The organism is Nocardia violaceofusca NBRC 14427 (genome assembly GCF_963869435.1).
Classification (GTDB): Bacteria; Actinomycetota; Actinomycetes; order Mycobacteriales; family Mycobacteriaceae; genus Nocardia; species Nocardia aobensis.
The window spans coordinates 60,686-86,746 of sequence record NZ_CAWMPM010000006.1 but is presented as its reverse complement, the minus strand read 5'-3'; the positions used below and the strand labels follow the sequence as shown (position 1 = coordinate 86,746).

22 protein-coding genes and 1 pseudogene are annotated in these 26,061 nt (G+C 69.1%); 11 read left to right on the top strand and 12 right to left on the bottom strand.

Annotated features, from left to right (window positions below):
• Positions 1-28: 28 nt before the first annotated feature.
• Positions 29-1,273, bottom strand: coding sequence for a glycosyltransferase family 4 protein (locus AC5592_RS07050; protein WP_063063788.1), 1,245 nt, complete (start codon positions 1,271-1,273; stop codon positions 29-31).
• A gap of 170 nt (positions 1,274-1,443) precedes the next feature.
• On the opposite strand from AC5592_RS07050, the gene AC5592_RS07045 reads away from it, so the two are divergent.
• Entirely contained in the window at positions 1,444-2,232 is a 789-nt protein-coding gene (locus AC5592_RS07045) for a class I SAM-dependent methyltransferase (RefSeq protein ID WP_036506882.1), read from the top strand.
• Between the two features lie 14 nt (positions 2,233-2,246).
• Here the strand turns inward: AC5592_RS07045 and AC5592_RS07040 are convergent, their stop codons facing one another.
• The 5 genes from AC5592_RS07040 to AC5592_RS07020 all read right to left on the bottom strand — a co-directional run bounded on the left by AC5592_RS07040 (position 2,247) and on the right by AC5592_RS07020 (position 8,090).
• Positions 2,247-2,531: a hypothetical protein gene (locus tag AC5592_RS07040; protein WP_036506885.1), complete on the bottom strand. Its 285-nt coding sequence runs from the start codon at positions 2,529-2,531 to the stop codon at positions 2,247-2,249.
• 199 nt (positions 2,532-2,730) lie between these two features.
• Complete coding sequence (locus AC5592_RS07035) at positions 2,731-2,955, bottom strand: hypothetical protein (RefSeq protein ID WP_157121641.1); 225 nt, start codon at positions 2,953-2,955, stop codon at positions 2,731-2,733.
• A 270-nt stretch (positions 2,956-3,225) separates the two neighbouring features.
• A complete protein-coding gene (locus tag AC5592_RS07030) occupies positions 3,226-5,058 on the bottom strand; it encodes a phosphoenolpyruvate carboxykinase (GTP) (protein ID WP_036506897.1) in 1,833 nt (610 codons plus the stop codon).
• A gap of 283 nt (positions 5,059-5,341) precedes the next feature.
• On the bottom strand, positions 5,342-6,961 hold the full coding sequence (locus AC5592_RS07025; RefSeq protein WP_232329241.1) for an amino acid adenylation domain-containing protein: 1,620 nt from the start codon (positions 6,959-6,961) through the stop codon (positions 5,342-5,344).
• Positions 6,948-8,090 (bottom strand): tRNA modification GTPase, encoded by a 1,143-nt coding sequence (locus AC5592_RS07020; RefSeq protein WP_232329240.1) that lies wholly within the window; start codon positions 8,088-8,090, stop codon positions 6,948-6,950. The genes AC5592_RS07025 and AC5592_RS07020 overlap by 14 nt, the downstream gene beginning before the upstream one ends.
• A gap of 400 nt (positions 8,091-8,490) precedes the next feature.
• Here AC5592_RS07020 and AC5592_RS07015 point away from each other — a divergent pair, with 400 nt between their 5' ends.
• From AC5592_RS07015 to AC5592_RS06995, 5 genes are all read left to right on the top strand, one after another.
• The gene (locus AC5592_RS07015; protein ID WP_063063737.1) at positions 8,491-9,846 is read left to right on the top strand and encodes a lipase family protein; all 1,356 of its coding nucleotides are present in this window, start codon (positions 8,491-8,493) and stop codon (positions 9,844-9,846) included.
• Positions 9,847-10,002: 156 nt separating this feature from the next.
• Positions 10,003-10,815 carry a tRNA (guanosine(46)-N7)-methyltransferase TrmB gene (gene trmB, locus AC5592_RS07010; protein ID WP_371507139.1) on the top strand — a complete coding sequence of 271 codons (813 nt, stop codon included), beginning with the start codon at positions 10,003-10,005 and terminating at the stop codon, positions 10,813-10,815.
• A gap of 2 nt (positions 10,816-10,817) precedes the next feature.
• Complete coding sequence (locus tag AC5592_RS07005) at positions 10,818-11,573, top strand: NYN domain-containing protein (protein ID WP_036506901.1); 756 nt, start codon at positions 10,818-10,820, stop codon at positions 11,571-11,573.
• Complete coding sequence (locus tag AC5592_RS07000; protein ID WP_232329239.1) at positions 11,573-15,727, top strand: MMPL family transporter; 4,155 nt, start codon at positions 11,573-11,575, stop codon at positions 15,725-15,727. Before AC5592_RS07005 ends, AC5592_RS07000 begins: the two co-directional genes overlap by 1 nt.
• A 61-nt stretch (positions 15,728-15,788) precedes the next feature.
• Positions 15,789-16,178 (top strand): VOC family protein, encoded by a 390-nt coding sequence (locus AC5592_RS06995; protein WP_036506903.1) that lies wholly within the window; start codon positions 15,789-15,791, stop codon positions 16,176-16,178.
• Between the two features lie 3 nt (positions 16,179-16,181).
• On the opposite strand, the gene AC5592_RS06990 is transcribed toward AC5592_RS06995, so the two are convergent.
• The 4 genes and pseudogenes from AC5592_RS06990 to AC5592_RS06975 all read right to left on the bottom strand — a co-directional run bounded on the left by AC5592_RS06990 (position 16,182) and on the right by AC5592_RS06975 (position 18,633).
• Positions 16,182-16,826, bottom strand: coding sequence for a DUF1707 SHOCT-like domain-containing protein (locus tag AC5592_RS06990; protein WP_157121652.1), 645 nt, complete (start codon positions 16,824-16,826; stop codon positions 16,182-16,184).
• Positions 16,827-16,912: 86 nt separating this feature from the next.
• Positions 16,913-17,059, bottom strand: a pseudogene (locus AC5592_RS06985) (response regulator transcription factor); the annotation flags it as partial.
• A complete protein-coding gene (locus AC5592_RS06980; protein ID WP_063063736.1) occupies positions 17,047-17,331 on the bottom strand; it encodes a hypothetical protein in 285 nt (94 codons plus the stop codon). The pseudogene AC5592_RS06985 and the gene AC5592_RS06980, both read right to left, overlap by 13 nt.
• Positions 17,332-17,463: 132 nt before the next feature.
• A complete protein-coding gene (locus AC5592_RS06975; RefSeq protein WP_051025272.1) occupies positions 17,464-18,633 on the bottom strand; it encodes an AI-2E family transporter in 1,170 nt (389 codons plus the stop codon).
• Positions 18,634-18,877: 244 nt separating this feature from the next.
• Between AC5592_RS06975 and AC5592_RS06970 the strand changes: the two genes are divergently transcribed.
• On the top strand, positions 18,878-20,353 hold the full coding sequence (locus AC5592_RS06970; RefSeq protein WP_036507076.1) for an adenylate/guanylate cyclase domain-containing protein: 1,476 nt from the start codon (positions 18,878-18,880) through the stop codon (positions 20,351-20,353).
• Between the two features lie 10 nt (positions 20,354-20,363).
• Here the strand turns inward: AC5592_RS06970 and AC5592_RS06965 are convergent, their stop codons facing one another.
• A complete protein-coding gene (locus tag AC5592_RS06965) occupies positions 20,364-21,248 on the bottom strand; it encodes an NAD(P)-dependent oxidoreductase (RefSeq protein ID WP_036506911.1) in 885 nt (294 codons plus the stop codon).
• 133 nt (positions 21,249-21,381) lie between these two features.
• Between AC5592_RS06965 and AC5592_RS06960 the strand changes: the two genes are divergently transcribed.
• From AC5592_RS06960 to AC5592_RS06950, 3 genes are all read left to right on the top strand, one after another.
• A complete protein-coding gene (locus tag AC5592_RS06960; protein WP_036506914.1) occupies positions 21,382-21,765 on the top strand; it encodes a winged helix-turn-helix transcriptional regulator in 384 nt (127 codons plus the stop codon).
• Between the two features lie 134 nt (positions 21,766-21,899).
• Positions 21,900-23,036 (top strand): lysylphosphatidylglycerol synthase transmembrane domain-containing protein, encoded by a 1,137-nt coding sequence (locus tag AC5592_RS06955; RefSeq protein WP_036506916.1) that lies wholly within the window; start codon positions 21,900-21,902, stop codon positions 23,034-23,036.
• Between the two features lie 48 nt (positions 23,037-23,084).
• The gene (locus AC5592_RS06950; protein WP_063063735.1) at positions 23,085-23,495 is read left to right on the top strand and encodes a DUF3054 domain-containing protein; all 411 of its coding nucleotides are present in this window, start codon (positions 23,085-23,087) and stop codon (positions 23,493-23,495) included.
• A 22-nt stretch (positions 23,496-23,517) separates the two neighbouring features.
• Here AC5592_RS06950 and AC5592_RS06945 read toward each other — a convergent pair whose 3' ends face one another.
• A complete protein-coding gene (locus AC5592_RS06945; RefSeq protein WP_269750162.1) occupies positions 23,518-25,122 on the bottom strand; it encodes an NTF2-like N-terminal transpeptidase domain-containing protein in 1,605 nt (534 codons plus the stop codon).
• Between the two features lie 347 nt (positions 25,123-25,469).
• Here AC5592_RS06945 and abmR point away from each other — a divergent pair, with 347 nt between their 5' ends.
• On the top strand, positions 25,470-26,054 hold the full coding sequence (gene abmR / locus AC5592_RS06940) for an ATP-binding transcription factor AbmR (RefSeq protein WP_036506926.1): 585 nt from the start codon (positions 25,470-25,472) through the stop codon (positions 26,052-26,054).
• Positions 26,055-26,061 lie beyond the last annotated feature (7 nt).

Genomic DNA, 26,061 nt, shown 5'->3' with positions numbered 1-26,061 from the left:
GGCCGTGCCGGAGATGATCGCTCGCCGATCAGCGAAGGGTCGGGGCCACCCGGTCGTCTCGCAGCGGCGCCGAGGTCGCTGCCGCCACCGTCGCACGCCCCGTGACCAGTCCCGAGACGAATCGTCCCCGAGCGGCGGCGGCCAAAACTTCGCTCACGCCGTTGCCCGTCTGCTCCCAGGAGAACTCGCGAGCTCGCGCACGCGCCTTCTCTCCCATCACCGTTCGTCCCTCGGGGTCGGCGAGTAGTTCACCCACGGTGTCGGTCAGCTGGGTGGCGTCGTCCACCAGCACCCCGGTCACACCGTCGACGATCGAATCGGTGAGCCCCCGGGAACTGCGGTAGCCGATGGTCGGGACACCGTGCTGCGCCGCCTCGATGACCGCCAGGCCCCACCCTTCCTTGCGGGAGGGCAGTACCTGAACCCAAGCGCGGGAGAGCAATTCGTGCTTGCGCGCTTCGTCGACGTAACCGTGGAAATCGACCGCGTCGGCGATGCCCGAGCTGTGCGCACGCTTCTTCAGGTTGGCGGCCCACCAGCCGTCACCGATCACATCCAGGCGCAGGCCGGGGAGCCGGTCACGCAGACCCGCGACCACGTCCAGTGCGTCCTCGATCTGCTTGTGCGGCACCAGCCTCGACAGCACGACGATGCTCGGATACGGGGTGCGGGTCGTCGCGGCGCCGGTCGGGGACTGCGCGGGCACGGGCTCGGCGCCGTTGCGCACCACCGCGATTCGCGTCGCGTCCACCCCGAGCGAGGCGAGTTCCTCCGCGGAGGGCAGCGATACCGTCAGATACTGATCGCGCCGATGGATCCGGGGCGACAGTCGCGATTCGATCCACCACCCGATCCTCCCGACCACCCGGCCCGCCACCGGCCACTGCTCACGGTGGCCGTGATGCACCAGGACCACCGACGGCGCGCCGGAGACCGTCCGGGCGAAGAACGGAATGCCGTTCTGGGTGTCGATCACCGCATCCGGCCGCAACCCGCGCAGCGGGCCGAACCCCAGCCGCCCGGCCGCGATGGCGGCCAGCGCTCGCGGGTAGACCGTGAAACGCCCGCCCGCGCGGCTGACCTCGATGCCGTCGATGCGTTCCCGGCGCGCCGCACCCGGATAGTGCGCGGTCCGCAGCGTCACCTTCACCCCGCGCGCCGCCAACTGCGCACCCACCCGCTCCAGGTACCGCTCGCTTCCCCCACCCTGGGGATGTCCGGTGTCGCGCCAGCACAGCAGCAGGACTTCGCGTACGTCCGCACCCGGCCGCATCTCGTTCTCGCCGCCGGGCCCACAGAGCTGCGCCATCGCAGCGCGCTCGCGGGGGCCGGTTTCGGGCACGGCAGTTCTCCAGATCGTTCACGTCGGACGACAGTGGGCTCCACCATAGCGGCCGACGGCCGTTCCGGGTCGCCGCGGTGGCCGCATAGACTGGCGCGGCCATGCTTCGATCCGACGCAACCGGACCGCGTCCCCGCTTCGCGCGCCGGGCCACCCTTCGCCGTTCACTGCGCCTGTTGGGCAGTTTCCGCTTCGAACAAACCGACCCGGCCCGGTTCTACGGCGGTATCGCCACCGACACCGCCGACCTCGTAGCCGACTTCTATCGGGATCTGACCGGACGGGACCTCCGCGGCACCGTGGTCGTCGACGTGGGCGGGGGTCCGGGGTACTTCGCGGACGAATTCGCGGCGGCGGGCGCGCGCTATCTGCCGATCGAACCCGATCCCACCGAGATGCACGCCGCCGGGCTCACCGTCGCCGGCGCGGTGCGCGGATCCGGGATGGCGCTGCCGATCCGCGACGACGCCGTCGACATCTGCCTGTCGTCGAATGTCGCCGAACATGTGCCGCAGCCGTGGGTGATGGCCGACGAGATGCTGCGCATCACCAAACCTGGCGGCCTGATGGTGCTGTCCTACACGGTGTGGCTCGGACCGTTCGGCGGCCACGAAACGGGACCGTGGCACTACCTCGGCGGTGAATACGCGGCGCGGCGCTACACCCGGCGCACCGGAAAGCAGCCCAAGAACCGCTTCGGCCGCTCCCTGTTCGCCGTCACCGCCGCCGACGGGCTGCGATGGGCGCGCGAAACCGGGGGCCGGGCCCAGATCCTCGCCACCTTCCCCCGCTACCACCCGCGCTGGGCGTGGTGGGTGACGCGCCTACCGGGCGTGCGGGAACTCCTGGTCAGCAATCTGGTCGTCGTCGCGGCCAAACCCCTGCGCTGAGGCCGCATCGGGATCTACTCCAGCCACCCCCGCCGCCGGGTGCGCCGAGCGGGCTCACTCCACGGCGGCTCCTGCATGGCCAGGCCGACGGTTTCCAGCGGGGTCAGGCCGACGCAGTTGGCGAGTGAGCGGACCGCCGCCACCGCCTCGGCCGCCTGCAGCGCCGCCGCCGCCTGTTCGAGCGTCAAGGTCCGGCCGGGCAGGAAGGACACCACCCAGCCCCCGGTACCGACGGACCTTGCCTGATGTGGGGTCTGATCGCTGGTCATCAGCGATCGGCCGACCACTTGCACCGCCATGATTCGGACTCCCCTGCGATTGCATCTGTAAAATCGTCCGACAAATGTTTGCTCTAAGCATGCTCTGCAATCGCAGGAAACGCAATAGTGCGTTTTGCGAAAAGCGAACCGCGAGGTAGTATTTCGCGCCTCGCGACTGGGCGATCGGTCCGGGATGTCCGCTGCGCGTAGTACGTGACGCAGGGGAAGACGCGCCGAATCAGTTCTCGGACAAGCGGACTCGCAGCACCGGCTGCGGATCTCCGTGCGGGCGCGGTGCCGCCAGGTCTATCTCGACCTGCCACCCGGGCGGCAGTACGGCCTGCAACCGGGCTGCGGCACGCTGCAGCGGCGTACTCGCCGCTGTCGGCGCGAAATCCACCTCCGGATCGGCCCATCGCGCGCCGGCTAATCCCGAGACAGCATCGAACCCGAGTTCGGTCATGCCCACACCCACCTCCCACATACCCCGACCGGTCGGCCAGACAACGGAATCCACGAGCACCTGCAAGCAGTCAGTTCAGCCGAGTAGTTAATTCCCCGCAACCGCGGGGAGTATTCGTGAGATGCAGAACACATTCAGAATAGGACAAGCGCGCCATTCCGCACGCGGAACGGCGGAAATGACGAAACCGCCCGCCCCGTCGCAAAGACGGTGCGGGCGGCTCGCTTTCGGCGTTCGTGGGGACCGGCCGTCCCCCGGCCGGCCCTCCGACTAGCCCAGACGCTGCTTGAGCGCCTCGAATTCGTCACGCACGCCGGACGGCAGCTTCTCGCCGACGAATTCGAACCACTCCTCGATCAGCGGGATCTCCTTGCGCCACTCGTCGAGGTCGACCTTCAGCGAGGCGTCGACGTCGGCGGGATCGACGTCCAGACCCTCGAGGTCCAGATCGCCGGCCGTGGGCACATTGCCGATCGCGGTGGCCTCGGCCTGGGCCTTGCCCTCGATCCGGTTGACGATCCACTCCAGCACGCGGGAGTTCTCGCCGAATCCGGGCCACAGGAAGCGGCCGTCGTCGCCGCGACGGAACCAGTTGACGTAGAAGATCTTCGGCAACTTGGTGGCGTCGGCGTTCTTGCCCAGGTTGATCCAGTGGTTCATGTAGTCACCGACGTGGTAGCCCATGAACGGCAGCATGGCCATCGGATCGCGGCGCACGTTGCCGACCTTGCCCTCGGCCGCGGCGGTCTGCTCGGACGACATCGTGGCGCCCATGAAGACGCCGTGCTGCCAATCGAAGGACTCGGTCACCAGCGGGATCGTGGTCTTGCGGCGGCCACCGAACAGGATCGCCGAGATCGGCACGCCCTGCGGGTCGTCCCATTCCGGGGCGAGCGTCGGGCACTGCGACATCGGCGTGCAGTAACGCGAGTTCGGGTGTGCGGCAAGGGTTTCGGTCTCGCGCAGGTACCAGTCGTTACCCTTCCAGTCGATCAGGTGGTCGGGCTCGCCCTCGAGTCCCTCCCACCAGACGTCGCGGTCGTCGGTCAGGGCGACGTTGGTGTAGACGGTGTTACCGGCCTCGAGCGTCGACATCGCATTCGGATTCGACTTGTGGTTGGTGCCGGGGGCGACGCCGAAGAAGCCGAACTCCGGGTTCACCGCGTACAGGCGGCCGTCCTCGCCGAAGCGCATCCACGCGATGTCGTCACCCAGCGTCTCCGCGCGCCAGCCCGGGACGGTCGGCTGCAGCATCGCCAGGTTCGTCTTACCGCAGGCGCTCGGGAACGCGGCGGCGACGTAGTAGTTCTTGTTCTCCGGGGAGATGAGCTTGAGGATCAGCATGTGCTCGGCCAGCCAGCCCTCGTCGTGCGCCATCGCCGAGGCGATGCGCAGCGAGTAGCACTTCTTGCCCAGCAGCGCGTTGCCGCCGTAGCCCGAACCGTAGGACCAGATCTCGCGATCCTCGGGGAAGTGGGTGATGTACTTGGTGTCGTTGCACGGCCAGGGGACATCGGCCTGGCCCTCGGCCAGCGGCGCGCCCACCGAATGCAGCGCCTTCACGAACGGGCGATCGGTGCCCAGCTTCTCCAGCGCGGCCTTGCCCATGCGGGTCATCACGCGCATCGACACCACGACGTATTCGGAATCGGTGAGCTCGACGCCCAGCTTCGGATCCGCGGCGCCCAGCGGGCCCATGCAGAACGGCACCACGTACATGGTGCGGCCCTTCATGCTGCCGCGGTACAGCTCGGTCATGGTGGCGCGCATCTCGTTCGGGTCGACCCAGTTGTTGGTCGGGCCGGCGTCGGCCTCGGTGCGCGAACAGATGAAGGTGCGCGACTCGACGCGGGCGACGTCGGAGGGGTCCGACAGCGCGAGGAAGGAATTCGGCTTCTTGTGCTCGTTGAGCTTCTGGAAGGTGCCGGCCTCGACCAGTTGGGTGGTCAGCCGGTCCCATTCCTCATCGGAGCCGTCGGCCCACACGACCCGCTCCGGCTGGGTGAGCTCTGCGACCTCCTGCACCCAGGCGAGCAGTCCGGCATGCTTGGTCGGCGCGGTGCCATCGGATCCGTGAAGACCAGGAATGGTCGCTGAGGTCATGAAAACTCTCCTGAGATGAGCGGCGGGCCGGAAAGCTGCCGAAACAGCTTTCAACACCAGGAAGGCCGCCGTTGGCTGTGGACATCCGCCGGCTCACCGAACAGCGCGCCCCGGCTGGGCGGCGTACGAGAACGAGACGGACACCCGGATTCCTTAAGTAAAGAGGTTAACGCGATGTGACGGTCGGTACGGCATGGGGTTGCTCACTCGGGACCCGGCCGAAACCTTCCCACCTCGGCGGCACCCCCGCTGTGCGGGATGAGCAAACCGCGACCGGGCGGAATCACCCGGCGACCGCGGCCTCCAGGATCGCCAGATCGCGTTCGCAGGCGGCCACTCGAGCGGGCTGTTCGGATGCGGTGCGGCGCAGTTGCGCCTCCAGCTCCGCGACCCGGCGATCGGCCTCCACCATGCGCGCGGTGCTCACGCGCACCACCTGTTCGGTCAGCTCGGACTCGGCCTCCACCAGGGCCGTCGCCACCCGCTGCTCGAGCTGGGCCTTCACGTTGACCAGCACATCGGTCACCCATTGCCGCAGATGTGCCCGATCGGCCAGATGCCCCCGGGCCTGCACCACCCACCACGCGACTCCCGCGCCGAGGGCCAGGGTGACCGGCACGGTCGCATAATCCAACGCCGGCACCAGCGACAACGGCGCAACGATCAAGCGGCCGAGGCCGAAACCCGCCGATGCGCCCAGGGCGATCATCAATCGATCCTCGACACCGCGATGGCGGCGCTCCGGATCGGGGCCGACCCGGGGTGCGGGATCGGTCGGCGGAGTCGGCGGCGAGGCGAACGCGGGCTGCGGTTCCGAACCTGCCACGGCCTCGATCTGGCGGGCGAGTTCGATCAGGCGGTGGCGCACCACGGCGTCCAATTCGGCGGTGGCCTGATTCACCGCCGCCTGCAGAAGCTCGGGATAGCCCCGCACCGAGCGGCGGTCGAGGCGGTCCAGATCGGCACGGGCGGTGGCATTGACGGTGCGGACGCGCAGGCCCACCTCGTGCGTCAGATCGACCCGGGCCAGCTGCAGCCGGTTGCGCAGAGCGGCCAGGGCCTGCGCGCGGCCACCGTCGCGACCGGCCAGCGCGGCGGTGCGTTCGGCGCGCAGGGCGGCGACCGTACTGCCCGAGCGCAGTGCCTCGATCTGGCCCAGTACCCGGGCACGGGTATCGGCGAGCACCCGTGCGGTGACGCCGGCCAGGTGGTCGGGGCCGCCCCGGACCCCGACCGCGGCACTGAGCTGGGCGTGCAGTGCGGCCAGGCCGGAGCGATCCAGCAGCGCGGCATCGCCGTTGCCTCGGCCCGCGACGGCCAGCCGCGCCGAGACCGGGAGGATCTCGGGCTCGGCGCCGAGTGCCCGGGCCAGCATGGCGGTATCGCGATCCAGTACCGAGCGCCAGTCGGGATGAGCGTGAACTCCGTTCATGGCGAACAGGATTCGCGTTCCCACCGCCTGCAAGCGCGCCACCGGGTCGAGCAGTGCGGCGCCGACCGCGGCGCCGGGATCCACCAGCACCAGCGCCACCGCCGGACCGCTGCCGGGGCCGAAATCGGTGGCGGCGAGCAGGGTTGCCGGGTCGGTGACCGGATCGGTGAGTGCCACGCGCGGTTCGAAGCGGGACAGTTCGGTGCGCAGCAGCGTGGTGTTGGCGTCGTCCGGACCGATGACGGTCACCGGAACAGGCTGTGCCACACCAGGTTCCGAGTCCGCAGCCGTAGATCCGTGCGGCGCGGCGGAATTCGGGCCCGATTCGGCCGGAACCGCGCGCAGCAGCGCGCCGCCCTGCGGATTCCACCGCTCGACGACGGCCAGCACCTCGGGATCCACACCGGCGGTGACGCCCGCCCGCCGGCCGTTCAGCTCGACCGGCGCACCGGGTACCTCACAGTCCGGCACTGCTCATCCGCTCCCACATCCGCATATATCCGTTGTGCAACCGGATCGCGGCGCGGCGGGCGGCGGCCGGCATATCGCTGGCCGCCACCGCGCGCCAGCGCTGAGCGCGGACCAGCGCGTCGTCGGCGTCCGCCGGCGTCGCGGACGGATATCCGGCCGCGAGATGGCGGGCCTCCGGGCGGGCCAGACCGGCCTGCAGCGCGGTCCACAGCGCCTCGTCCCCGGCCAGATAATCCTCGATCAGGTCGCGGGCGCGCCCGCCGTCACCCTGCGGGATCGCGCGCGCGGCGATGCGAGCCAGATCGTCGAGCAGATCGCCGCCACGCAGGGCCGCGATCTGCTCGTAGCGCTGATGCAGGCGCGCGTGCACCGGATCGATCCCGCTCACGGCATGCAGCAACTGCAGCAACTGCTGCGGTCCCAGCTCCGGTTCGTAGCGCAGTGCCACCAGCGCGCAGCTCACCCCGTGCAGGCCCCAGCGCTCCAGCAGCGCCCGGCGATCGGCCACGTCGGGCCCGGCCGATCGGTCGACGAACAGTTCCGGGGAGAGCGTGAGCTCGGCGCCACCACCTGCCGCATGGCGGCGCAGCGTGCGCAGATCGTCGTCGCTCGGTGTGCCCGCACGGGTGCGGACCGCGAGTTCGGCGACCATCGGGGCGACCGGTACACCCAGCCCGTGCGCCGCCTGATCGGCGGCCACCACCGCATCGCCCCAGCGCGAGCCCACGGCATCGGCCTTGTTGAGTACGACCATCGTGGTGTCGGGCCGCAAGGATTCGAGAACGCGGCGATCGGCGGCCTGCAGCGAACCCGCGAGGACATAGACGACGAGATCGGCGTCGAGCACCGGATCCGGCACGCCCGGCTGATCCACCGGCGCGGTCTCCTCGGCCGACATCAGGGCCAATGCCCGCAACAGGGTCGATTTTCCGGCACCGGCCCGGCCGGTGACCTGAATCCGCAGCGGCCGCCGGAAGACCACGGCCGCACTCGCCAGCTGATCGGCGATTCCCGGCGCGGACCCGGCGCCGATCCGCACCGTGGCGATGAGTTGCTCGAGTTCCGGTGTGGGCCCGCCGTGGTCGTTCACGAAGCCCGGCGAAGCGCTGGTTGCAGTGGCTCTCGACACAGGTGATACCCCCTTCCAGCGGCAAATTCTGTCAGAAGACACGCCCGTTGTCGGCATCGACCGCGGATTCACCGGCACGTCCGATCGCCGTTGTGCCACACCGAGATGTGTCATCGATCACACGAAACGGCTTGCCCGAGCCCGTGACCGGCGACGATGGCGCACACCGCGACGGACGCCACCGGTGAGCGGTACTGACGGCGGAATTGGGAATGTTTCCGGCAAAACGGTGGTTGTGCTTGTGTCACAGCATAATTCGACAGTGTCGGACTAACGGGTCGCGGATTCGATCACCTACGCTGAAGCCGCCGGCGGCACCGCCGGTGCGCGGCCTCGGCGGTGTGGAACCCGGTCGGCCGTGCGCCTGTGCGCCGGTCCCGTGGATCCGAAGGAGGTTGCGATGAGCGTCAGTGTGGACGTCATCGGTGACGACGGCACCGCCGTCGCGACGAAGAACGATCGGCCGCTGCCGCCGTCGCAGGACCCCTTCTATCGCGCACCCGCCGACATCGCCACGCACGCACCCGGAACCGTCCTGCGCAGCCGTCCCGTGCGGATCGCGCTGCTGGGCCTGATTCCGCAGCGCGTGACGGCATGGCAACTGCTGTACCGCAGCAACGACCTGCACGGTCGTGCGGAGGTCGCGGTAACCACCGTATTGTTGCCCGCCGATGCCGAACCGGGCGAACGCCGCCCGCTGCTGGCCTTCGAATCGGCGATCGACGCCGTCAGCGAGCGATGCGCACCCTCCTACGCCCTGCGCCGCGGGGCCGTCGTCCCGGGCTCGATCACCCAGCTCGAACTGCTGCTCGTCGCCAACGCGCTGCGGCGCGGCTGGGCGGTGAGCATCGCCGATCACGAGGGGCCGGACGGCCGTTTCGGCGCGCCCCGTGAACCCGGCTACCGCTCCCTCGACGGCATTCGCGCCGCCATGCACTTCCGCCCGCTGGGGCTCGGTATCGACACACCGGTCGTGGTGTGGGGCTATTCCGGGGGTGGGATGGCCGGATCGTGGCTGGTCGAGATGGCTCCCACGTATGCGCCCGAACTGACCATCGCCGGCGCGGTACTCGGCGCGCCGGTCGGCGACCCGGGTGAGGTGTTCATCCGGCTGAACGGCGGCCGCTACGCCGGCTTCCCGGCGATCGTGATCTCGGCGCTGCGCCAGGTGTATCCGGCGCTGGGGGAGGTTCTCGACGGCCGCATCAGCACCGCCGGGGAACGACTGCTCGAGCGCGCCGCCCAGCTGCCGCCGATCGTGGCGCTGGCCCGGCTGGCCGGCCAGGACGTGAGCAAATACCTCGACCGGCCACTGGAGGAGGTGCTGAGCACCCCCGCGATGTGCGACATGTTCGACGATATGCGCCTCGGACAGCACACCCCGCACTGTCCGATCCTGGTGATCCAGCCGCTGCACGATCGCATCATCGACGTGTCGTGTATCGATGCGCAGGTCGAGCGCTATCGCGCGGGCGGCGCCGCCGTCGGCTACCTGCGCGACCGGCTGAGCGACCACTTCACGCTCTTACCGCTGGCTACGCCCCTGACTCTGGACTGGCTGGCCGACCGCATCGCCGGCCTCCCGGTCACCGACGCCGACACCGACACGCGGACCGTCTGGTCGGTCGTGGCGTCCCCGTCGCGCTGGCGCGGACTGGTCGAGCTGGCCGGTACCGCGGGCCGGATGCTCCTGGGCCTGCCGCTGGGCAAGCAGAGCGAACCGCGACTACCCGACGAGCAGCCGCTCGCCGCCTGACGCCGGGCTCCACACCTCTCGGCAACACGGCCTGACCCGGGATTTCCCTCCTCGACGCGGTCGATTGCGGCCCTGATCATCGAATACTGGACAATGGACGCCGTGAACGACGCCGCGAACGACACCGCTGGTAGCGACGGGGCCGGAGGCGGCAGCTTGCGTAACCACGAAGGCCCCCGCGAACAGCGCGAAGATACAGCTGGTAGCGACGGGGCCGGAGGCGGCAGCTTGCGTAACCACGAAGGCCCTGGCCCCCAGCGTGAGCCTTCCCGCCTCTACCCACGGGTAACGAGCTTCCGCTCGCGTCGTGGCGCGCTGACCGCGACCCAGCAGCAATCCTGGGAGCGGATGTGGCCACGCATCGGCCGCGAGGTGAGCGACGAACCGCTCGACGCCGCCGCCTGGTTCGGCCGGACCGCGCCGCTGATCATCGAGATCGGCTGTGGCACGGGGACCGCGACCGCGGCGATGGCCCAGGCCGAGCCGCAGTTCGACCTGATCGGCATCGAGGTGTACAAACCCGGCCTCGCCCAGCTCGTGCAGCGGATCGAGCGGGAAGGCATCGAGAACATCCGGCTGCTGCGCGGCGATGCCGTCGACGTCCTCGAGCACATGATTGCCAAGGATTCGCTAGCAGGTGTGCGAGTCTTCTTCCCGGACCCCTGGCCGAAGGCGCGCCACCACAAGCGCCGACTGCTGCAGCCCGCGACGATGACCCTGATCGCCAGCCGCCTGCAGCGCGGCGGAATTCTGCACGTGGCCACCGACCATGCCGGCTACGCCGAACACATCGCCGAGGTGGGCGCGGGAGAACCGCAGCTCGTAGGCCTGAACGAGGCCACCGGCGGCGATGCGGAACACCCCGGAACCGATACGGTGATCGGCCTCGAACGCCCGGTGACGAAGTTCGAGAGCAAGGCGCATCGAGCCGGAAGCGCCATCACCGAGTTCATTTGGGGGAAGATCTAGCTATGAGTCTCAGGGAGATGGCCCAGGCGGCCGACGAGGTTGCCGGAACAGTGCGCGGCGACGACTCGGACGTCGTCGCCGGTGCGGCGACCCCCGCGACGCCGGTCGCCGAACCCACCGGGGTGCGACGGGTGCTGCTGGTGTGGGACGCGCCGAATCTGGATATGGGCCTGGGCGCCATCCTCGGCGGCCGTCCCACCGCGGCCTACCGGCCGCGCTTCGACGCACTCGGCCGCTGGCTGCTGGCCCGCACCGCCGAGCTGTCGGCCGGCAGCACGCAGCGCATCGAACCCGAGGCCACCGTCTTCACCAATATCGCCCCCGGGACCGCCGATGTGGTGCGTCCGTGGGTCGAGGCGCTACGCAACGTCGGCTACGCCGTCTTCGCGAAACCGAAGATCGATGAGGATTCCGACGTCGACAGCGACATGCTGGCACATATCCAGTTACGCCGTGGCGGAGCCGGTCTCGCGGGGATCATGGTGGCCTCCGCGGACGGTCAGGCCTTCCGCGAACCGCTCGAGGAGGTCGCGGCGACCGGGGTTCCGGTCCAGGTGCTCGGATTCCGCGAGCACGCGAGTTGGGCTGTCACGTCCGATATCCTCGATTTCGTCGACCTCGAGGACATCCCGGGCGTGTTCCGTGAACCGCTGCCCCGGGTCAGCCTCGACTCGCTGCCCGACGAGGGAGCCTGGCTGCAGCCCTTCCGGCCGCTGTCCGCACTGCTCACCTCCCGCCCCGCTCAAGGAGTCGCTTAGTGTTCACCCGCTGGGGCGAGCTGGTCCACAAGTTCCGCTACACCGTGCTGGGTGTAGCGGTGGCCGCACTTCTCGCCCTGGGGGCGTACGGATTCGGTCTGGAAAACCACCTGAGCTCCAGCGGCTGGTTCGACCCCGGAGCGGAGTCCTCGCAGGCCGCGGTGCTCAAGGACGAGGTCTACGGCCGCGATCACATGTCCGATGTGATCGCGCTCTACACCGCGCCCGACGGTAAGACCATCGACGATCCGGAGTTCGGGCGGAAGATCACCGACAATCTCAACAGCCTGCCCCGGGAACATCCGGACCAGATCAGCAAGGTCAACGTCGCGTACTGGAAGACCGAGACCGGCGATTGGAGCGCGTCGGCCACCGGTAGCAAGGACAAGAAGTACGCGTTCGCGTCCGTCGCCATCAAGGGCGACGACGACACGACCACGATGAACAACTACCGCGCGGTCAAGAACGCCTTCTACATTCCGGGCGTCGACGTCCAGCTCGCGGGCATGCAGCCGGTCGCAGGAGAGCTGAACGACACCATCGCCTCCGACCAGAAGCGCATGGAGATGCTGGCCATTCCGGCCGTCGCGATCCTGCTGTTCTTCATCTTCGGCGGTATCGTCGCCGCGGCCCTGCCGCTGATCATCGGCGGGCTCACCGTCCTCGGCGCCAACGGGATCGTCATGGCGATCACCCACGTCACCGAGGTGAACTCGTTCGTCGGGGCCGTGGTCTCGATGATCGGCCTGGGTTTGGCGATCGACTACGGACTCTTCATAGTCAGCCGGTTCCGCGAGGAATTGGCCGAGGGCTACACCACCCGCCAGGCCGTGCGCCGATCGGTGATGACCGCCGGACGCACGGTCACCTTCTCGGCGACCATGATCATCGCCGCCAGCGCCGGCATGCTGCTGTTCCCGCAGGGCTTCCTGAAGTCGGTGGCCTACGGCACCATCGCGACCGTACTGCTGGCCGCGCTGGCCTCGCTCACCATCCTGCCCGCGCTGCTGTCCATTCTCGGACCGCGCGTGGATGCACTGGGATTCAAGCGGTTCCGCAAGACCAAGACCGCCGAAGAGGTGGAGAACGGTTTCTGGGGCCGCACCACGCAGTGGGTGATGAAGCATCCGCTGAAGGTGGCGGTGCCGCTGTGCATCATCCTGCTGCTGCTGATCATTCCGGTGAAGAACCTGAAGTTCGGCGGTATCAGCGAAACCTATCTGCCGCCGGACAATCCGACCCGCATGGCGCAGGAGAAGTTCGACGAGATCTTCCCGCTGCGCCAGACCGACCCGATCCAGCTGGTCATCACCACCCAGAACACCAGTGAGATCAAGGCCATTCTCGACGAGGCCAGCGGCGCCCCCGGGCTCACCGATCCGTTCGGTACCCCGGGCATCCCGCCGAACGGCTCCGACGTCTGGGTGTCCGAGGCGACCATGGCGCCGGACGCCAACGTCGAGGACACGATCGCCTACCTGCGCTCGATCCACGTCCCCGACGACGTGGATCTGATGGTCGGCGGGCAGCCGGTGCTGATGCAGGACAGCATCGATTCGCTGCTGGATCGCATGCCGCTGATGATCGTGCTGGTCGTCTTCGTGACGACGTTGCTGATGTTCCTGACCTTCGGATCGCTGGTGCTGCCGATCAAGGCGGCGCTGATGAGCGCCCTGGGGCTCGGGTCCACGCTCGGCATTCTGACCTGGATCTTCGTCGACGGCCACGGCGCCGGACTGCTCAATTTCACGCCGCAGCCGATCATGTCGCCGGTGCTGGTGCTGATCATGGCGGTGATCTACGGCCTGTCCACCGACTACGAGGTCTTCCTGCTCTCCCGCATGGTGGAAACACGCGCCCAGGGCGCGAGCACCACCGAGTCGGTGCGCAGCGGAACCGCGCAGACCGGTCGCATCATCACCGCGGCGGCGCTGATCCTGCTCGTGGTCGTCGGTGCGTTCGCCTTCTCCGATCTGGTGATGATGCAGTACATCGCCTACGGCATGATGGCCGCGCTGTTCATCGACGCCACCGTGCTGCGCATGCTGCTCGTTCCCGCGACCATGAAACTGCTGGGCGACGACTGCTGGTGGGCCCCGGCCTGGATGAAGCGCATTCAGCAGCGCATCGGCCTGGGCGAACCCATTCTCGACGACGAGCGTCCCGGCACCGGCGAGGTCGTCGACCTGGTCAAGACCACACCGGTAACCGATCCCGTGACCATGCAGCTGCCGCAGCTGCCCGACGGCACGCCGAAGGGTCCGCGCAAGCCGCGGCGGTTGAAGTTCCTGCGTGTCGATCCGGAGGCACCGACCGAGCAGCTGGATCGCATCGATCCGTCCGCGGCAGGCACCTCCGCGCGCGCGACTCGCGCCAAGAGCCCCACGGCGCCGCGGGCCGAGAGCCCCGCGCAGTCACGAGCCAAGGGCACCGACCGGTCTCGCGCCGAGAGTTCCGAACCGACCCGGGCCGAGGGCTCCGAGCCGTCGGCGTCGCGGAGTGGGGGGCCCACGACGCGGACCGGCGAGCCGGCGGAACGGCGGGCGGCGGAATCCGTTGCTTCCTCGGACGCCGGGACCCAGAAGTCCGACTCGTCCGCATCGGAGCAGCCGGACAAGACCGAGAAGCCGGGCAAGACCGAGAAGTCCCCGAAGCGCAAGCGTTTCGGCTTCCGCCGGTCGGACTCCGGCGCAGATGCGCCGTCGGCCGATTCGGGCAATGCCTCGCCCGACGACCACGGCGACGACGCCTCGGATGGCACCGCGAATCAGGCACCGCCTGCCGCCTCGGGCTCCGCCGACGCCGCTCCGGCGGGTCTGGAGGGTGGTCGCTCGTCAACCTCGCCGCAAACGCCGGGCATCCGTTCCTCCCGGGTGCTGCCCCCGCCGGCCCGCCCGCAGCCGCCGCGCGCATCCGGCGGTTCCGGTGTCATCGGCGCCGGTCCCTCCGCCGGGGACGAGGCGGGCCGTGGCGCGGGAACGTCCGAACCGGCCTCGACGCCGGGGCGCCCCGCGGCGAATCCCGGACCGGTCCCGCCGCGCGCCACCAGCACGCCGCCGGGAGTGTCGAATCCGGGCTATCCGCAGAGCGCCGGACCGGCGGATCGTGCCGGCACTCCCGAACCCCATGTGCCGCAAGCACCTTCGGCACCGCCCTCGGTTTCGCTGCCCGGTTCGGATACCGCGCCGAACCGTGGCGTGGTGCGGCCGCCGCAGGTCGTGCGCCCCGGTATGCCGCCTCGGACCGTGCCCGCCCCGGACACCGCCCCCGATGCCACCGATTCGGTGCCGCCGACCGCACCGGTCGGCACCACGCCGCGGGTCCTGCCGCCGAAACCGTCGAAGCTGCCGCCGCATCCGTCGGTCCGCGCCCAGCTCTATCGTCCGGACGCCCCGCCGTACCACCCGGGACAGCCGCCCGCCCAGGGACCCGGGCAGACGCCGGACGCCGGACGCCCCGGCCACAGCGGACCGCCCGCCGCTCCCGACGGCTCCGGACACACCGCGAGTCCGCAGGGCGCCCCTGGTGCGTCCGCACCGACCGGGCACGGCTCCGGATGGGCCGAACCGGCCGGACGCCCCCAGCAGGGGGCCGACCGGACGCAGCGCGTCGCCCCCGAAGGACGCCCGCCCGCCGTGCAGCCGCCGCGGCGGATCCCGCCCGACGGCATGCGCCATTCGCCTACGCGGACACCGGAATCCGGGCGCGGCAGTTTACCCCCCGGTCTGCCCCGGGAGCCGAAGGACGCGGAGGCGACCCAGGAACTGCACGAACCCGCGAATCCGGGAAACCGGCCACCGGCCGGCGGCCACAACGCTCCCCCTCCGGAGCCCCGAGGAGACCTCGACTCGGCGATGTCGCACGGTCCGCAGCAGACCACGTCCGATGCCGGGGAAACCGCGGCGTCGACGGCGCCGGAGCGCGAAAATCCCACGCCCGCAGCCGAATCCGATGCCTCCGGAGATCCGGCCGACCACCCCGCTGGACCGGGCGGAGACAACCGCAACAACATCGAACAGTGGATGGCGGACCTCCGCTCGTCCCGCCGCCGCCCCGAGCCGGAACCGGCCGATCCCGACGACGAGGGTAAGCACCGCACCAGCGGCCGCACGGTGAGCGTCAACGAACTGCTGCGCCGCCAGAACCGGGACTGATCCCCGCGCGCGGGCCGGAGGTTCCCGTACCAGCCCGCGCCCGAGGCTCTACCATGCCCCCATGCTGAACTCCGCGCGGATCGAGGCACGGGTACCCACACAGGATCTGGAACGAGCACGGCGTTGGTACGCCGAAAAACTCGGGCTGAACCCCGTGGAAGAACGGCCGGGCGGACTGCGCTACGAGGGGGCGGCAGGAGTGTTCTGCCTGTTCGCGTCGGCCGGAGCGGCCGACGGTTCCTTCACCCAGCTGGCGTTCTACGTCGACGATATCGAGGCCACCGTGGCCGCCCTGCGGGAGCGCGGCGTCGTGTTCGAGGAGTATCCGGGCACGGTCGGCGGGATCATGGAGATCGAGGGGAACTACCCGAGTAAGGGACGTGCGGAACGGGGTGCGTGGTTCCGCGACAGCGAGGGCAACATGATCGGACTCGGCGAGGTCGTCGAGTAGCGATCAGAATCCCGACATCAGCTTCTTCCACTGCACGCCGAACGGATGTTTCGCGGTGATCGAGCTGAACCGGCTGCGCCCGTGCACGATGACGTGCAGCGGTCCGATCGGCGGGCCGGTCCGCACCTTGTTGTTGGCGCTGGAGCCGATCAGCTCCACGCCGTTGAGGTCGACGGTCGCCTCACCGGGCAGGATCATGGTCAGCGAGCTGCAGAAATCGTCGACCCGGATCTCGACCACCTGGGTCGACATCACGGCCTGGGTGAAATCCAGGGTGACGCCGGAGAGGTAGCTGTTGACGTACAGCGACGGCGGCACCTGCCACGGGCCCTTGCGGGTGACGCCGGACAGCCGCGGACGAATCGCGGTTTCCGCGTCGGTGCGTCCACCAGGGGCACCCCACCGCCATGTCGGAGCCGACCCGGTCGCGGCGGTCGGCTGAGTGGGATTCGGTTGTCCCGCAAGGCGAATCCCGGGCAGGTCGATCAGGACGGCGTTGAGTTCGCCGCGCGTCTTGGCGGCCAGCGCGGTATCCATGCGCTCGCTGAACTCGCCCAGCGACAGCATGCCCAACCCGACCGCGCGCTGCAGCAGGGTTCCGACATGTTCGCGCTCGGTATCCGATACTCGCAGGTCACGGTCACCCACGGCTCCCCCGGTTCCCGCGGACCCCGGGGCGGAAACGGTCTCACCACCCATGTCCACGAGGCTACCGACGCCGCCGCCCGAGCACATCAGGGCAATCCCTGATCCGGCCCCTGTTCGAGGCCCTGTTCGATGGCGTATCGGGTGAGTTCGACCCGGTTGCCGAGCTGCAGTTTGCGCAGAGTCGCCTGCACATGGTTCTCGACCGTGCGGTGGCTGACGCTCAGCCTGGTCGCCCGCCGCGTCTTCCGATGCGCTCATCGGTGCTCCCCGTCGCATGGAATCCGGAATTCCCATTCGGTGCCGTCCCGTGATACCAGGGGTAGTCGGCGACCAGCCGGGTCGCCGCCATCAACCCGACGGCGACCGCCAGATCACCGATCACCACCGCACGGCGCTCCCACCCGGTGACCGACCAGCGCGAGAGCCACAGCGCCGAGACGACCGACCAGAACACCAGAATGCCGATCAGCACCCAGCTCAGCGGCTGCCGCTGGTAGGACGACACCGAGGCGAACGCTGGCCCACCGCATAGAGCATCGTGACCAGACGAAACACCTGTGCAGCCCGCCACAGCGGCGCGGTCGCGGCCGTCGGTCCGGGCACGGTCGAGTCGGCGGGCGGCGCGGCGCCCACGGACTCAGTCTTCGTCCGCCTCACCGCCGCCCGCATCGGACCGCGATTCGGCCGGTCGATACCGATCCAGATCGGGCCGGTCGGGATCGGCGTGGAACATCGGCTCCCCCGGTTCGCCGGTATTGAGTTCCTGATACAGCTCTTCCGGGCTGCCGGCCAGCAGCGAGCGGATCGCGGTGTTCATCACCGCGACGAACGGCACCGCCAGCAGACCGCCCGCGATACCGGCCAGCACCACGCCGGCCGTGATCGCCAGCACCACCGCGAGCGGATGGATGCGCACCGCGCGGCCCAGCAACAACGGTTGCAGCACATGGCCTTCCAGCTGCATCACCGCCACCGTGATGCCGAGCACGATCAGCGCGGTGACGAAACCCTTCGTCATCAAGGCCAGGAAGACCGCGATGAACCCCGCGAGCAGGGAGCCGACGATCGGGACGAAGGCGCCGATGAACACCAGCGATGCCAGCGGAAGGGCCAGCGGCACACTCAGAATCGCCAGCCCGGCGCCGATGCCGATGGCGTCGACAGCCGCCACCACGACGGTGGCGCGCACGAATCCGATCAGCGTGCCGAAGCCGAGCCGCCCGGCCGTGCGCACCCGTTCGCGTTGCGGGGTGGGCACGATCCGGGTCACGAAATTCCAGATCTGGTCGCCGCCGTAGAGGAAGAAGATCAGGATGAACAGCGTCAGGAAGGCGCCGGTGAGGAATTCGCCGATCGCGGCGGCGGTGGTCAGCGCGCCGCTGGTCAGCGAATCCTGATTGGCCTCCAGCGTTTTGATGATCGTATTGCCGCCGTTGCGGATCTGATCGTTGCTCAGATGCAGCGGCCCGTTGATCAGCCAGTCCTGCACGGTATGGATGCTGGTCTTGAATTCGTCGGTCAGCTGCGGCACACCGGTGATGAACTGCTCGATGACGAAGGTGAAGATCCCCGCCAGCAAGCCCAGCGATCCGACGAGCGCCACGAATACGCCGATACCGCGCGGCATTCCGAGGCGTTGCAGCAGATCCACCAGCGGCGAGAGCAGCGCCGCCGCGAGCAGGGCGATCGCGACCGGAATGACGACCGTGGTCAGCTTGTGCGCCAGATAGGCGACCGCCAGCACCGCCACCAGGATGATCAACAGTCGCCAGCACCATTCGGCGCCCTGGCGCACCAGTGGATGCACCGAGTCGGCGGCGGTGCGCTCGCGCCCGCGACCGGATGCGGTACGGCCCGTAGCCGCCGATGCGACGCCCGCCGGGGCAGGCTCGGCCGGATTCCCGGAGGTCTTGCTGTCCCCACTCACGCCGCGAGCCTATCGGCCGGGGACGCAACCGGCACGTGTCCGCTCCGCCCGAATCCGGTGACCTACGCCGCGCCCCGCTAGATTGGTCAACGTGTCAGCGCCTCTGGAAGCGGTCAAACAGACCATGCGAACGCGCTGGCCGCTGTACCTCGCATCCATGCTGGCGGCCAATGCCTTCGGTGCGGTCCTGGTCTACGCGTTCATCCAGTACGGGCTGCCCGCGCCCGAGGGCACGCCGAACGGATTGCGCCGCGCCGGTCTGCTGCTTCCGGCGCTGGTCTTTTCGATCGGCGGATTCCTGAGCGTCACCGCCTCGGCGTTGATGCTGCGCCCGGTGATGCGCTGGCAGATGCGCGGCGGGCCGCCCAGTCGCCAGGAACAGATGGCGGCCCTGCACGCACCGCTGCGGCAGTCCATCCTGCACCTGCTGTTGTGGCTGGTGGGCGGTGCGGTGCTGGCCGCGCGGATCATCGTGGAAACTCCCGAGCTCGCGGGTGCGGTGATCGTCACCGAATGTATGGCCGCCACCATCGTGTTCGGCTTCACATACATGCTGGGTGAGCGGATTCTGCGGCCGGTCGCCGCGCACGCGCTGACCACCGGCACCTTCGATCACACCCTCACCCCCGGTGTCGGCACCCGCATGGCGATGACGTGGGGTATGGGTACGTTCGCGCCGACCATCGCGATCGTGCTGCTGTGCGTCACCCAGATCACCTCGCAGGTGCACTTCTCGGCGCAGTCGCTGGCCATCTCGATTCTGCTGCTGTGTGGCGTGGTGATCATGCAGGCGCTGGCGCTGTCGATGCTCACCGGGGCGAGCATCTCCGATCCGGTGCGTCAGCTGTCCCGCGCGATCAACCGGGTCCAGGCCGGTGCGCGCGATGTGCAGGTCGAGGTCTTCGACGGCAGTGAGATCGGCCTGCTGCAGGTCGGTTTCAACCGCATGATGGAAGAGGCCGCGCAGCGCCGCGAACTGCAGGAACTGTTCGGCCAGCACGTCGGCGAGGAAGTGGCCCGCAGAGCGCTGGAGTACGGCACCGAACTGGGTGGTGAAACCCGGTTCGTGGCCGTGCTGTTCGTCGATATGGTCGGCTCCACAGCCACCGCCGCCGAGCATCCGCCCACCGAGGTGGTCAGCCTGCTCAACGAATTCTTCCGGGTGGTGGTCGACGTGGTCGACCGGCACAACGGCCTGATCAACAAGTTCGTCGGCGACGCCGCGCTGGCGATCTTCGGTGCGCCCCTGGACCGTCCGGACGCGCCGACCGCCGCGCTGGCCGCGGCCCGCGATCTGCGGGAGGCGCTGCGTGAGGTGCAGGGCCTGGATATCGGCATCGGGGTCTCGGCCGGCCTCGCCGTCGCCGGCAATATCGGCGCCGCGAATCGCTTCGAGTACACGGTGATCGGCGATCCGGTGAACGAGGCCTCGCGGCTCACCGAATTGGCGAAGGAACATCCGGGCCGCGTCCTGGCCTCGGGCAGCGCCCTGTACTTCGCCGACGACGACGAACAGAAGCAGTGGATCTCCGGCGACGAGGTGCAGTTGCGCGGTCGCCGCCGCAAGACCAGGCTCGCGTGGCCGAAGGCCCTGGGCTGACCGGCTCCGGCTAGACCTTGCCGGAACCCGCCAGTTCCTCCACGATCCGCTCCAGTCCCGACTCCGCCCGGCCGTCGGCGATCATCCGATCGATCAGGTTCTTGATCGGCGCGACGATATCGAGCGCCACCCCGGCATCGCGGCTCGCGCGCACGATCGCGTCGAAGGCGGGTTTGTGGAATCGCGCCGGTTGCGCCTCGTCGGCGTAGTCGCCGCTCTCGATCACCGCGGCATAGGCCGGAATCAACCCCGCCATCGCGGTGACGTACGCGGCCGCGCGCGGCGCGAACTCCGTCGCGGTGACTCCGGCCGAGCGGACCATGGCGGTGCCGTGGAAGAAGCCGGTGAACACGGCGTACATGCCGGCCAGCAGGGCGAAGTCGAGCAGTGCGGCGGTACCGGCATCGTCGCCGAAATACTCTGCGGTGGCGAGCTTTTCGAGGTCCGGCCGGAATCGCTCGAAGACGGTGGCGGACCCGCTGTAGAGGATCGACGCACCGGGTCCGCCGATCATCGGCGGCACCGCCATGATGCCGCCGTCCAGGAAGTCGATCCCGTGGGCCGCCGCCCATCGGCCGAGCTCGCGTGAATCGTCCGGAGCGGTGCTGGTGAGATTGATCAGCGCCTTGCCGCGCAACCGATCCGCCACCGGGTCGAGAACCTGGTGCACCGAGGGATGGTCGCTGAGCACGGTCAGCACGACCTCGGCGGCATCGATCGCGGCGGCGGCATCGGCACTGCTCACGGCACCGAGCGCGACGAGTTCGGTGTCCTTGCCGGGTGTGCGATTCCAGACGGTGGTGGGATTGCCGCTCCGGGTCAGGACGGCGGCGACGGCCCGGCCCATCGGGCCGAGGCCCAGCACGGCAACGGCGGTGTGTTCGTTCGCGGTCATCGAGAAACTCCTCTTGCTCGGGTGGATGCTGGGCGCGCCGTCATCCACCCTGGTCACCGCGAGTTGTCGGGACAAGTACCTACTATTCGGTGCGGTACCCACCAACAGGTAGGTGAACAGGTAGCGAGGGTGGATGGGCGCGAAAAGATTCGGTCCGTACTTCTGTGGGATCGACGCCGCGATGGATGTCGTCAGCGGTAAATGGAAAGGGCTGATCCTCTGGGAACTCGAGAACTACGGCGTCCGGCGATTCGGGGAACTGCGGCGCGGCCTGCCGGGAGTTTCGGAGAAGATGCTGATCCAGCAGTTGCGCGAACTCGAGGAGGACGGTCTGATCGACCGGCAGGCCCACCCCGAGGTGCCGCCGCGGGTCGAGTACCGCCTCACCGACCTGGGCCGATCGCTGAACACCGCACTCGAACCGCTCGGTGCGTGGGGCCGTGCGCGGATCGACCGCATCGGCGCCGCGCGCGTGCAGCCGCCGGACACCCCGTCCCGCGCCGTCACGGCCGGTTGACCCGGGACCACGCGTCCGCTGCCGCCTTCGGGCCCGGCCCCACTAGGCCGAGCCGATGCGCCCAGTGGGGCCGGGCCCTGCGTGGTTACGCGTCCGCTGCCGCCTTCGGGCCCCGCCCCACTAGGCTGGGCGTCGTGACGGCCCACGCTGAACCCGGCGGCGAACCGGCGCGGCCCGCGCGGCGCAGGTTCCGCTGGTTGAAATGGGTCCTCGGCGTTGCCCTGTCGGCGTTGCTGATCGCCGAGGGCGTATACCTGTGGCCGCGCCTGCACGATTCCTGGCGCAACCTCACGGAGATCCACTGGGGCTGGGTCGCGCTGTGCATCTGGATGCAGGCGTTGTCGATGAGCGGATTCGGCCGCATCCAGAAGCGCCTGCTGCGCGCCGGCGGGGTCGACGTCTCGCAACGCGCCTCGGTCTCGGTCGTCTACGGAGCCACCGCGATGTCGGTGTCGCTGCCCGCCGGCCAGGTGTTCTCCACCGCTTTCACCTATCGCCAGACCCGCCGCTGGGGTGCGAGCGCGATCGTCGCCTCCTGGCAGCTGCTGATGTCGGGCGTGGTCGCGACGAGCGGAATGCTGCTGCTCGGTGTCGGCGGCGCGCTGCTGGTCGGCAATCGCGTCGGCCCGTGGAAGCTGGTCCTCATGCTGGGCGCGGTGGCGCTGCTGGTGTGGGCGGGCAAATACGTCTCCGGTAATCCCGGTGCGCTGCAGGCGCTGGTCCGCCGCGGGGTGCGGCTGGTCAACCGGATCCGCCGCCATCCGGCCGATTCCGGTCTGGCCCACGTCGACGAGGTGCTGCGCCAGCTGGAATCGGTGGACCTGAACCGGCGCGACGCCGCGTGGGTCGCGTTCTGGGCGGTCGTGCATCGGCTCGGCGACGTGGCCTGCCTCGGTGCGGCCTGTTACGCGGTCGGCGCCGATCCGCGCTGGGCGGGCCTGCTGATCGCGTTCAGCGTGGGCAAGGCGGTCGGCACGATTCCGTTCGCACCCGGTGGCATCGTCTACGTCGACGCCACCCTCATCTACAGCCTCACCGCCGCCGCGGGACTGCCGGCCGCACAGGCGGTGGCCGCCGCCTTCGTCTACCGCATGGTGAGTTTCATTCTCGTCGCGATCATCGGCTGGATCGTCTTCGCCTTCCGCTTCCGCAATCCGCAGCTCGGTGATGCGCAGTTCGAGGAGGAATTCGAGCAGCGCTCGGCCCTGCTCGCCGAACCCCGACGCGCCGAAGGCGGCGACAAGCGACCCGACGGCGAGCCGCAGACCTGAGCGGTCCCGGACTCCGGCTGCCGTAGCGCTGTCACTACCCTGGCGATCGTGAGGAAATGGCTGCCGCTGCTGATCGATGTCGTGCTGGTGATCGTGTTCTGCGCGATCGGCCGGCGCAGCCACGACGAGGCGGTGGCGGCGGGTCTGCTGCGCACGGTCTGGCCGTTCGGCGCCGGTCTGCTGATCGGCTGGGTGATTGCCCTGACTCTTGCCGGCCGCGGGCGACTGTCGGCGGCGTTCGCGCATTTCGACGGATCGGCGGTGTGGCCGACCGGCGTGGCGGTGTGGTTGTCGACGTTGATCGGCGGCATGGTGCTGCGGGTGATCAGCGGTCAGGGCACCGCGGTCAGCTTCGTCATCGTCGCGGCGACGGTCCTCGCGGTCTTCCTGCTGGGCTGGCGCGCGGTGTGGACCCTCGCCGCCCGGCGCATTCGCGTCACCGGCGCATCCGTGAACTGACCCGCGGACCGCTTCTCGACGGCTACTTCTTGTCGTCCGGCGTGGCCAGCGACTGCAGCATGCGCGCGGCCATCCGGGAGGTGGCGTCACCGCTGTCGACATCATCGATGTGAATGGCGAAGGCCAGGTCACCGGCATTGGCGATCAGCCACCCGTCCGAACCGGCGTTCGCCGTGAAGGCCGTGACCCCGGCGTAGCGGGCGACCGTCACCTCCTGTGGACTGGCGGTCGCGTCGCGCAGCATGCCGCGCAGTTTGTCGACCACATCGCCAGGCAGCGGTTCCAGCTTGGCCTCGGTGGTGCCGGGCCGGCCGATCTCGATCATCGGCGGCGCCACCGATCCGCGCGCGATCGTGGCGGCGGCGATCGCCATTCCGAACGGGCTCGCCAGAATCGGATCGTTGGCGCCCTGTTTGACCTGCTCGACGCCGCGACCACCGATCGGCAGCCGGCCCGTGGTCTCGTCCAGCCCGGGAACCTTGAATCCGATACCGACGCCCAGCATGGCCGCCGCCTCGGCCGCATCCTGCACCGAAACGTCCTGCGGCGCCTTCTTCTTCTGAATCGAGGCGACCGCCTTGAACAGGTCCATCGCACCGCCGACCGGATAGGTCGCGGTGAAGGCGGGCGCGCCCTGAGCACTGGCGTAGTTGTTCTGGGCGGCCGCGACGACCGCTCCGGTGGAGGGCTGAATCGCCACGATCGATGCGGCCGTACCCACACTCACCACGGCGTCCTCGGCCGCGCGCTGCAGCTTCTGGTCCATCGTGGAGGCGATGTCCGGTCCGGGCGGTCCCTGATATCCGGCGAGCTGGGTGACCATCTTGCCGTCGGGTTCGAACAGCTGCACACCCCAGCCGGCGTGCTGATCCCGGTTCTCCTGCCACACCTTCTGCAGCGCCTCGGTCATCGGCGACCACACCCGCCGGTCGGCGACGATCAGCCTCGGCTGCTTCTCCATCACCACGCCGGGAATCGAGGCCATCCGCGGCTCGAGAATCGCGAAATCGTCCTCGCGCAGGCTCACCGCGGTGATCGGCTTACCCTGTGCGCCCGCCAGCTGCTGCATCAGCGAGGCACCGGTGATGAGCGGGGCGACCGGCGCGATGGCATCGGCCAGGGCGTTGGTGGTACCGACGAGATCGCCCGTCTTGGTGGGGTCCACCTTGATGACGTTGATGGTCTGCTGGGTCAGCAGCGGCTGGCCGTCGTTGTCGTTGACCTTGGGCGGCGGCGTCGCCTCGGTGCGGACCAGTTTCACCGAGCGCTTGGAGTCCAGTTGCGGCATGACGACGGTGGGGTCCCAGGAAATCCGCCAGCCGATAGCCAGCTTGCGGATATTACCCTGCAGGTCGTAACTCCAGTCCTTACCCGGGCCGAAATTCCAGGCGGCTTTGAGGTTGAACATCGCCGAATCGCCGTCGAGGCTGATGAACTGAACCAGCTTGTAATCGGGCTTACCGGGCTGGAGTCCGTCGAACATGGACTTCAGGGTGCTCTCGGCACCGGAGGGGTACGAGGTCAGTGCGGCGGCGCCGGCGGCATCGCGATCATCCATTAGCTGGGTGAAATGCTCGACGACCCCTTCGGGTCCGCTCGGCGTGCTGTGAAAATCGCACGACCCCATCACGATCGCTACGGCAGCAATTGCGGCCAGTGCCACTGCGCCCCGAACGCGAAAGCGGCGGGATCCCCACACATCCATGTCGCCCACTCTTCACTCTTGTCACTCCAGCAACAAGACCAACGGTACCCGAAGGAGTTGCCCGCGGTCCCACCTAGGCACCGACCGCATCTTCCATGCTCAGCGACCACAATAGTGCCCGATCCCCGACATCCGTTGCAGCCGGTCGGCGAAATCCGCGGACGTGTTCGGACCTTCCCCTTTCCTCCGACAGCGAAACCTGACGAGCCACCTTGCGGTGTAATCTTGTAATCACAGTTACAGCGAAACTCTCGCAGTGAGGAAACATCATGAGACACGGACACGGACGTGGATTCGGGCGGCCGGGCGGCTGGCAACAGGCGGATCTCCCCGACGCCGCCGACGCTCCGGACTGGTTCGCCGGAAGGTTGCCGAGCGAGTGGTTCAGCGGTCCGGCGACCATCGAGATCGACCGCGACGAGATCGTGGTGATCGGCGAACTGGCGCTGCCGGCCCCCGAATCCGGCGACGAGGACGCAGCCGGCTCCGAACCGTCACCCGCGACGGTGGACGGACTGATCGCGCGCTTCCGCGAGTCGACGCGACCGGCCCGCATGCAGATCGCCCAGGAGGCCCAGGCACGCTACGGCCGCAATGTGGCGTGGGGCGTATCGGTCAACGGGGAACGCACCCTGTTCACCCATCTGTCGGTTCCGGTGATGACGCGGCTGCGCCAGCCCGAACGCAAGGTGCTCGACACGCTCGTCGACGCCGGGGTCGCCCGCTCCCGCGCCGACGCACTCGCGTGGACGGTGAAATTGGCCGGTAAGCACGCCGAGGAGTGGTTGGCGGAACTGCGGACGGCGATGCGCAAGGTGGACGACCTGCGAGCCGAGGGGCCGCGCGGCCTGTGACCGGGCT

Coding starts and splice junctions, on each gene's coding strand:
- AC5592_RS07040 (WP_036506885.1), bottom strand. CDS start 2,531: ATGGCGGTGCAAGTGGTCGGCCGATCGCTGATGACCAGCGATCAGACC.
- AC5592_RS06960 (WP_036506914.1), top strand. CDS start 21,382: ATGGGCGCGAAAAGATTCGGTCCGTACTTCTGTGGGATCGACGCCGCG.
- AC5592_RS06995 (WP_036506903.1), top strand. CDS start 15,789: ATGCTGAACTCCGCGCGGATCGAGGCACGGGTACCCACACAGGATCTG.
- AC5592_RS06965 (WP_036506911.1), bottom strand. CDS start 21,248: ATGACCGCGAACGAACACACCGCCGTTGCCGTGCTGGGCCTCGGCCCG.
- AC5592_RS07045 (WP_036506882.1), top strand. CDS start 1,444: ATGCTTCGATCCGACGCAACCGGACCGCGTCCCCGCTTCGCGCGCCGG.
- AC5592_RS07035 (WP_157121641.1), bottom strand. CDS start 2,955: ATGACCGAACTCGGGTTCGATGCTGTCTCGGGATTAGCCGGCGCGCGA.
- AC5592_RS06945 (WP_269750162.1), bottom strand. CDS start 25,122: ATGGGGTCGTGCGATTTTCACAGCACGCCGAGCGGACCCGAAGGGGTC.
- AC5592_RS07030 (WP_036506897.1), bottom strand. CDS start 5,058: ATGACCTCAGCGACCATTCCTGGTCTTCACGGATCCGATGGCACCGCG.
- AC5592_RS06970 (WP_036507076.1), top strand. CDS start 18,878: ATGCGAACGCGCTGGCCGCTGTACCTCGCATCCATGCTGGCGGCCAAT.
- AC5592_RS07050 (WP_063063788.1), bottom strand. CDS start 1,273: ATGCGGCCGGGTGCGGACGTACGCGAAGTCCTGCTGCTGTGCTGGCGC.
- AC5592_RS07015 (WP_063063737.1), top strand. CDS start 8,491: ATGAGCGTCAGTGTGGACGTCATCGGTGACGACGGCACCGCCGTCGCG.
- AC5592_RS07005 (WP_036506901.1), top strand. CDS start 10,818: ATGAGTCTCAGGGAGATGGCCCAGGCGGCCGACGAGGTTGCCGGAACA.
- abmR (WP_036506926.1), top strand. CDS start 25,470: ATGAGACACGGACACGGACGTGGATTCGGGCGGCCGGGCGGCTGGCAA.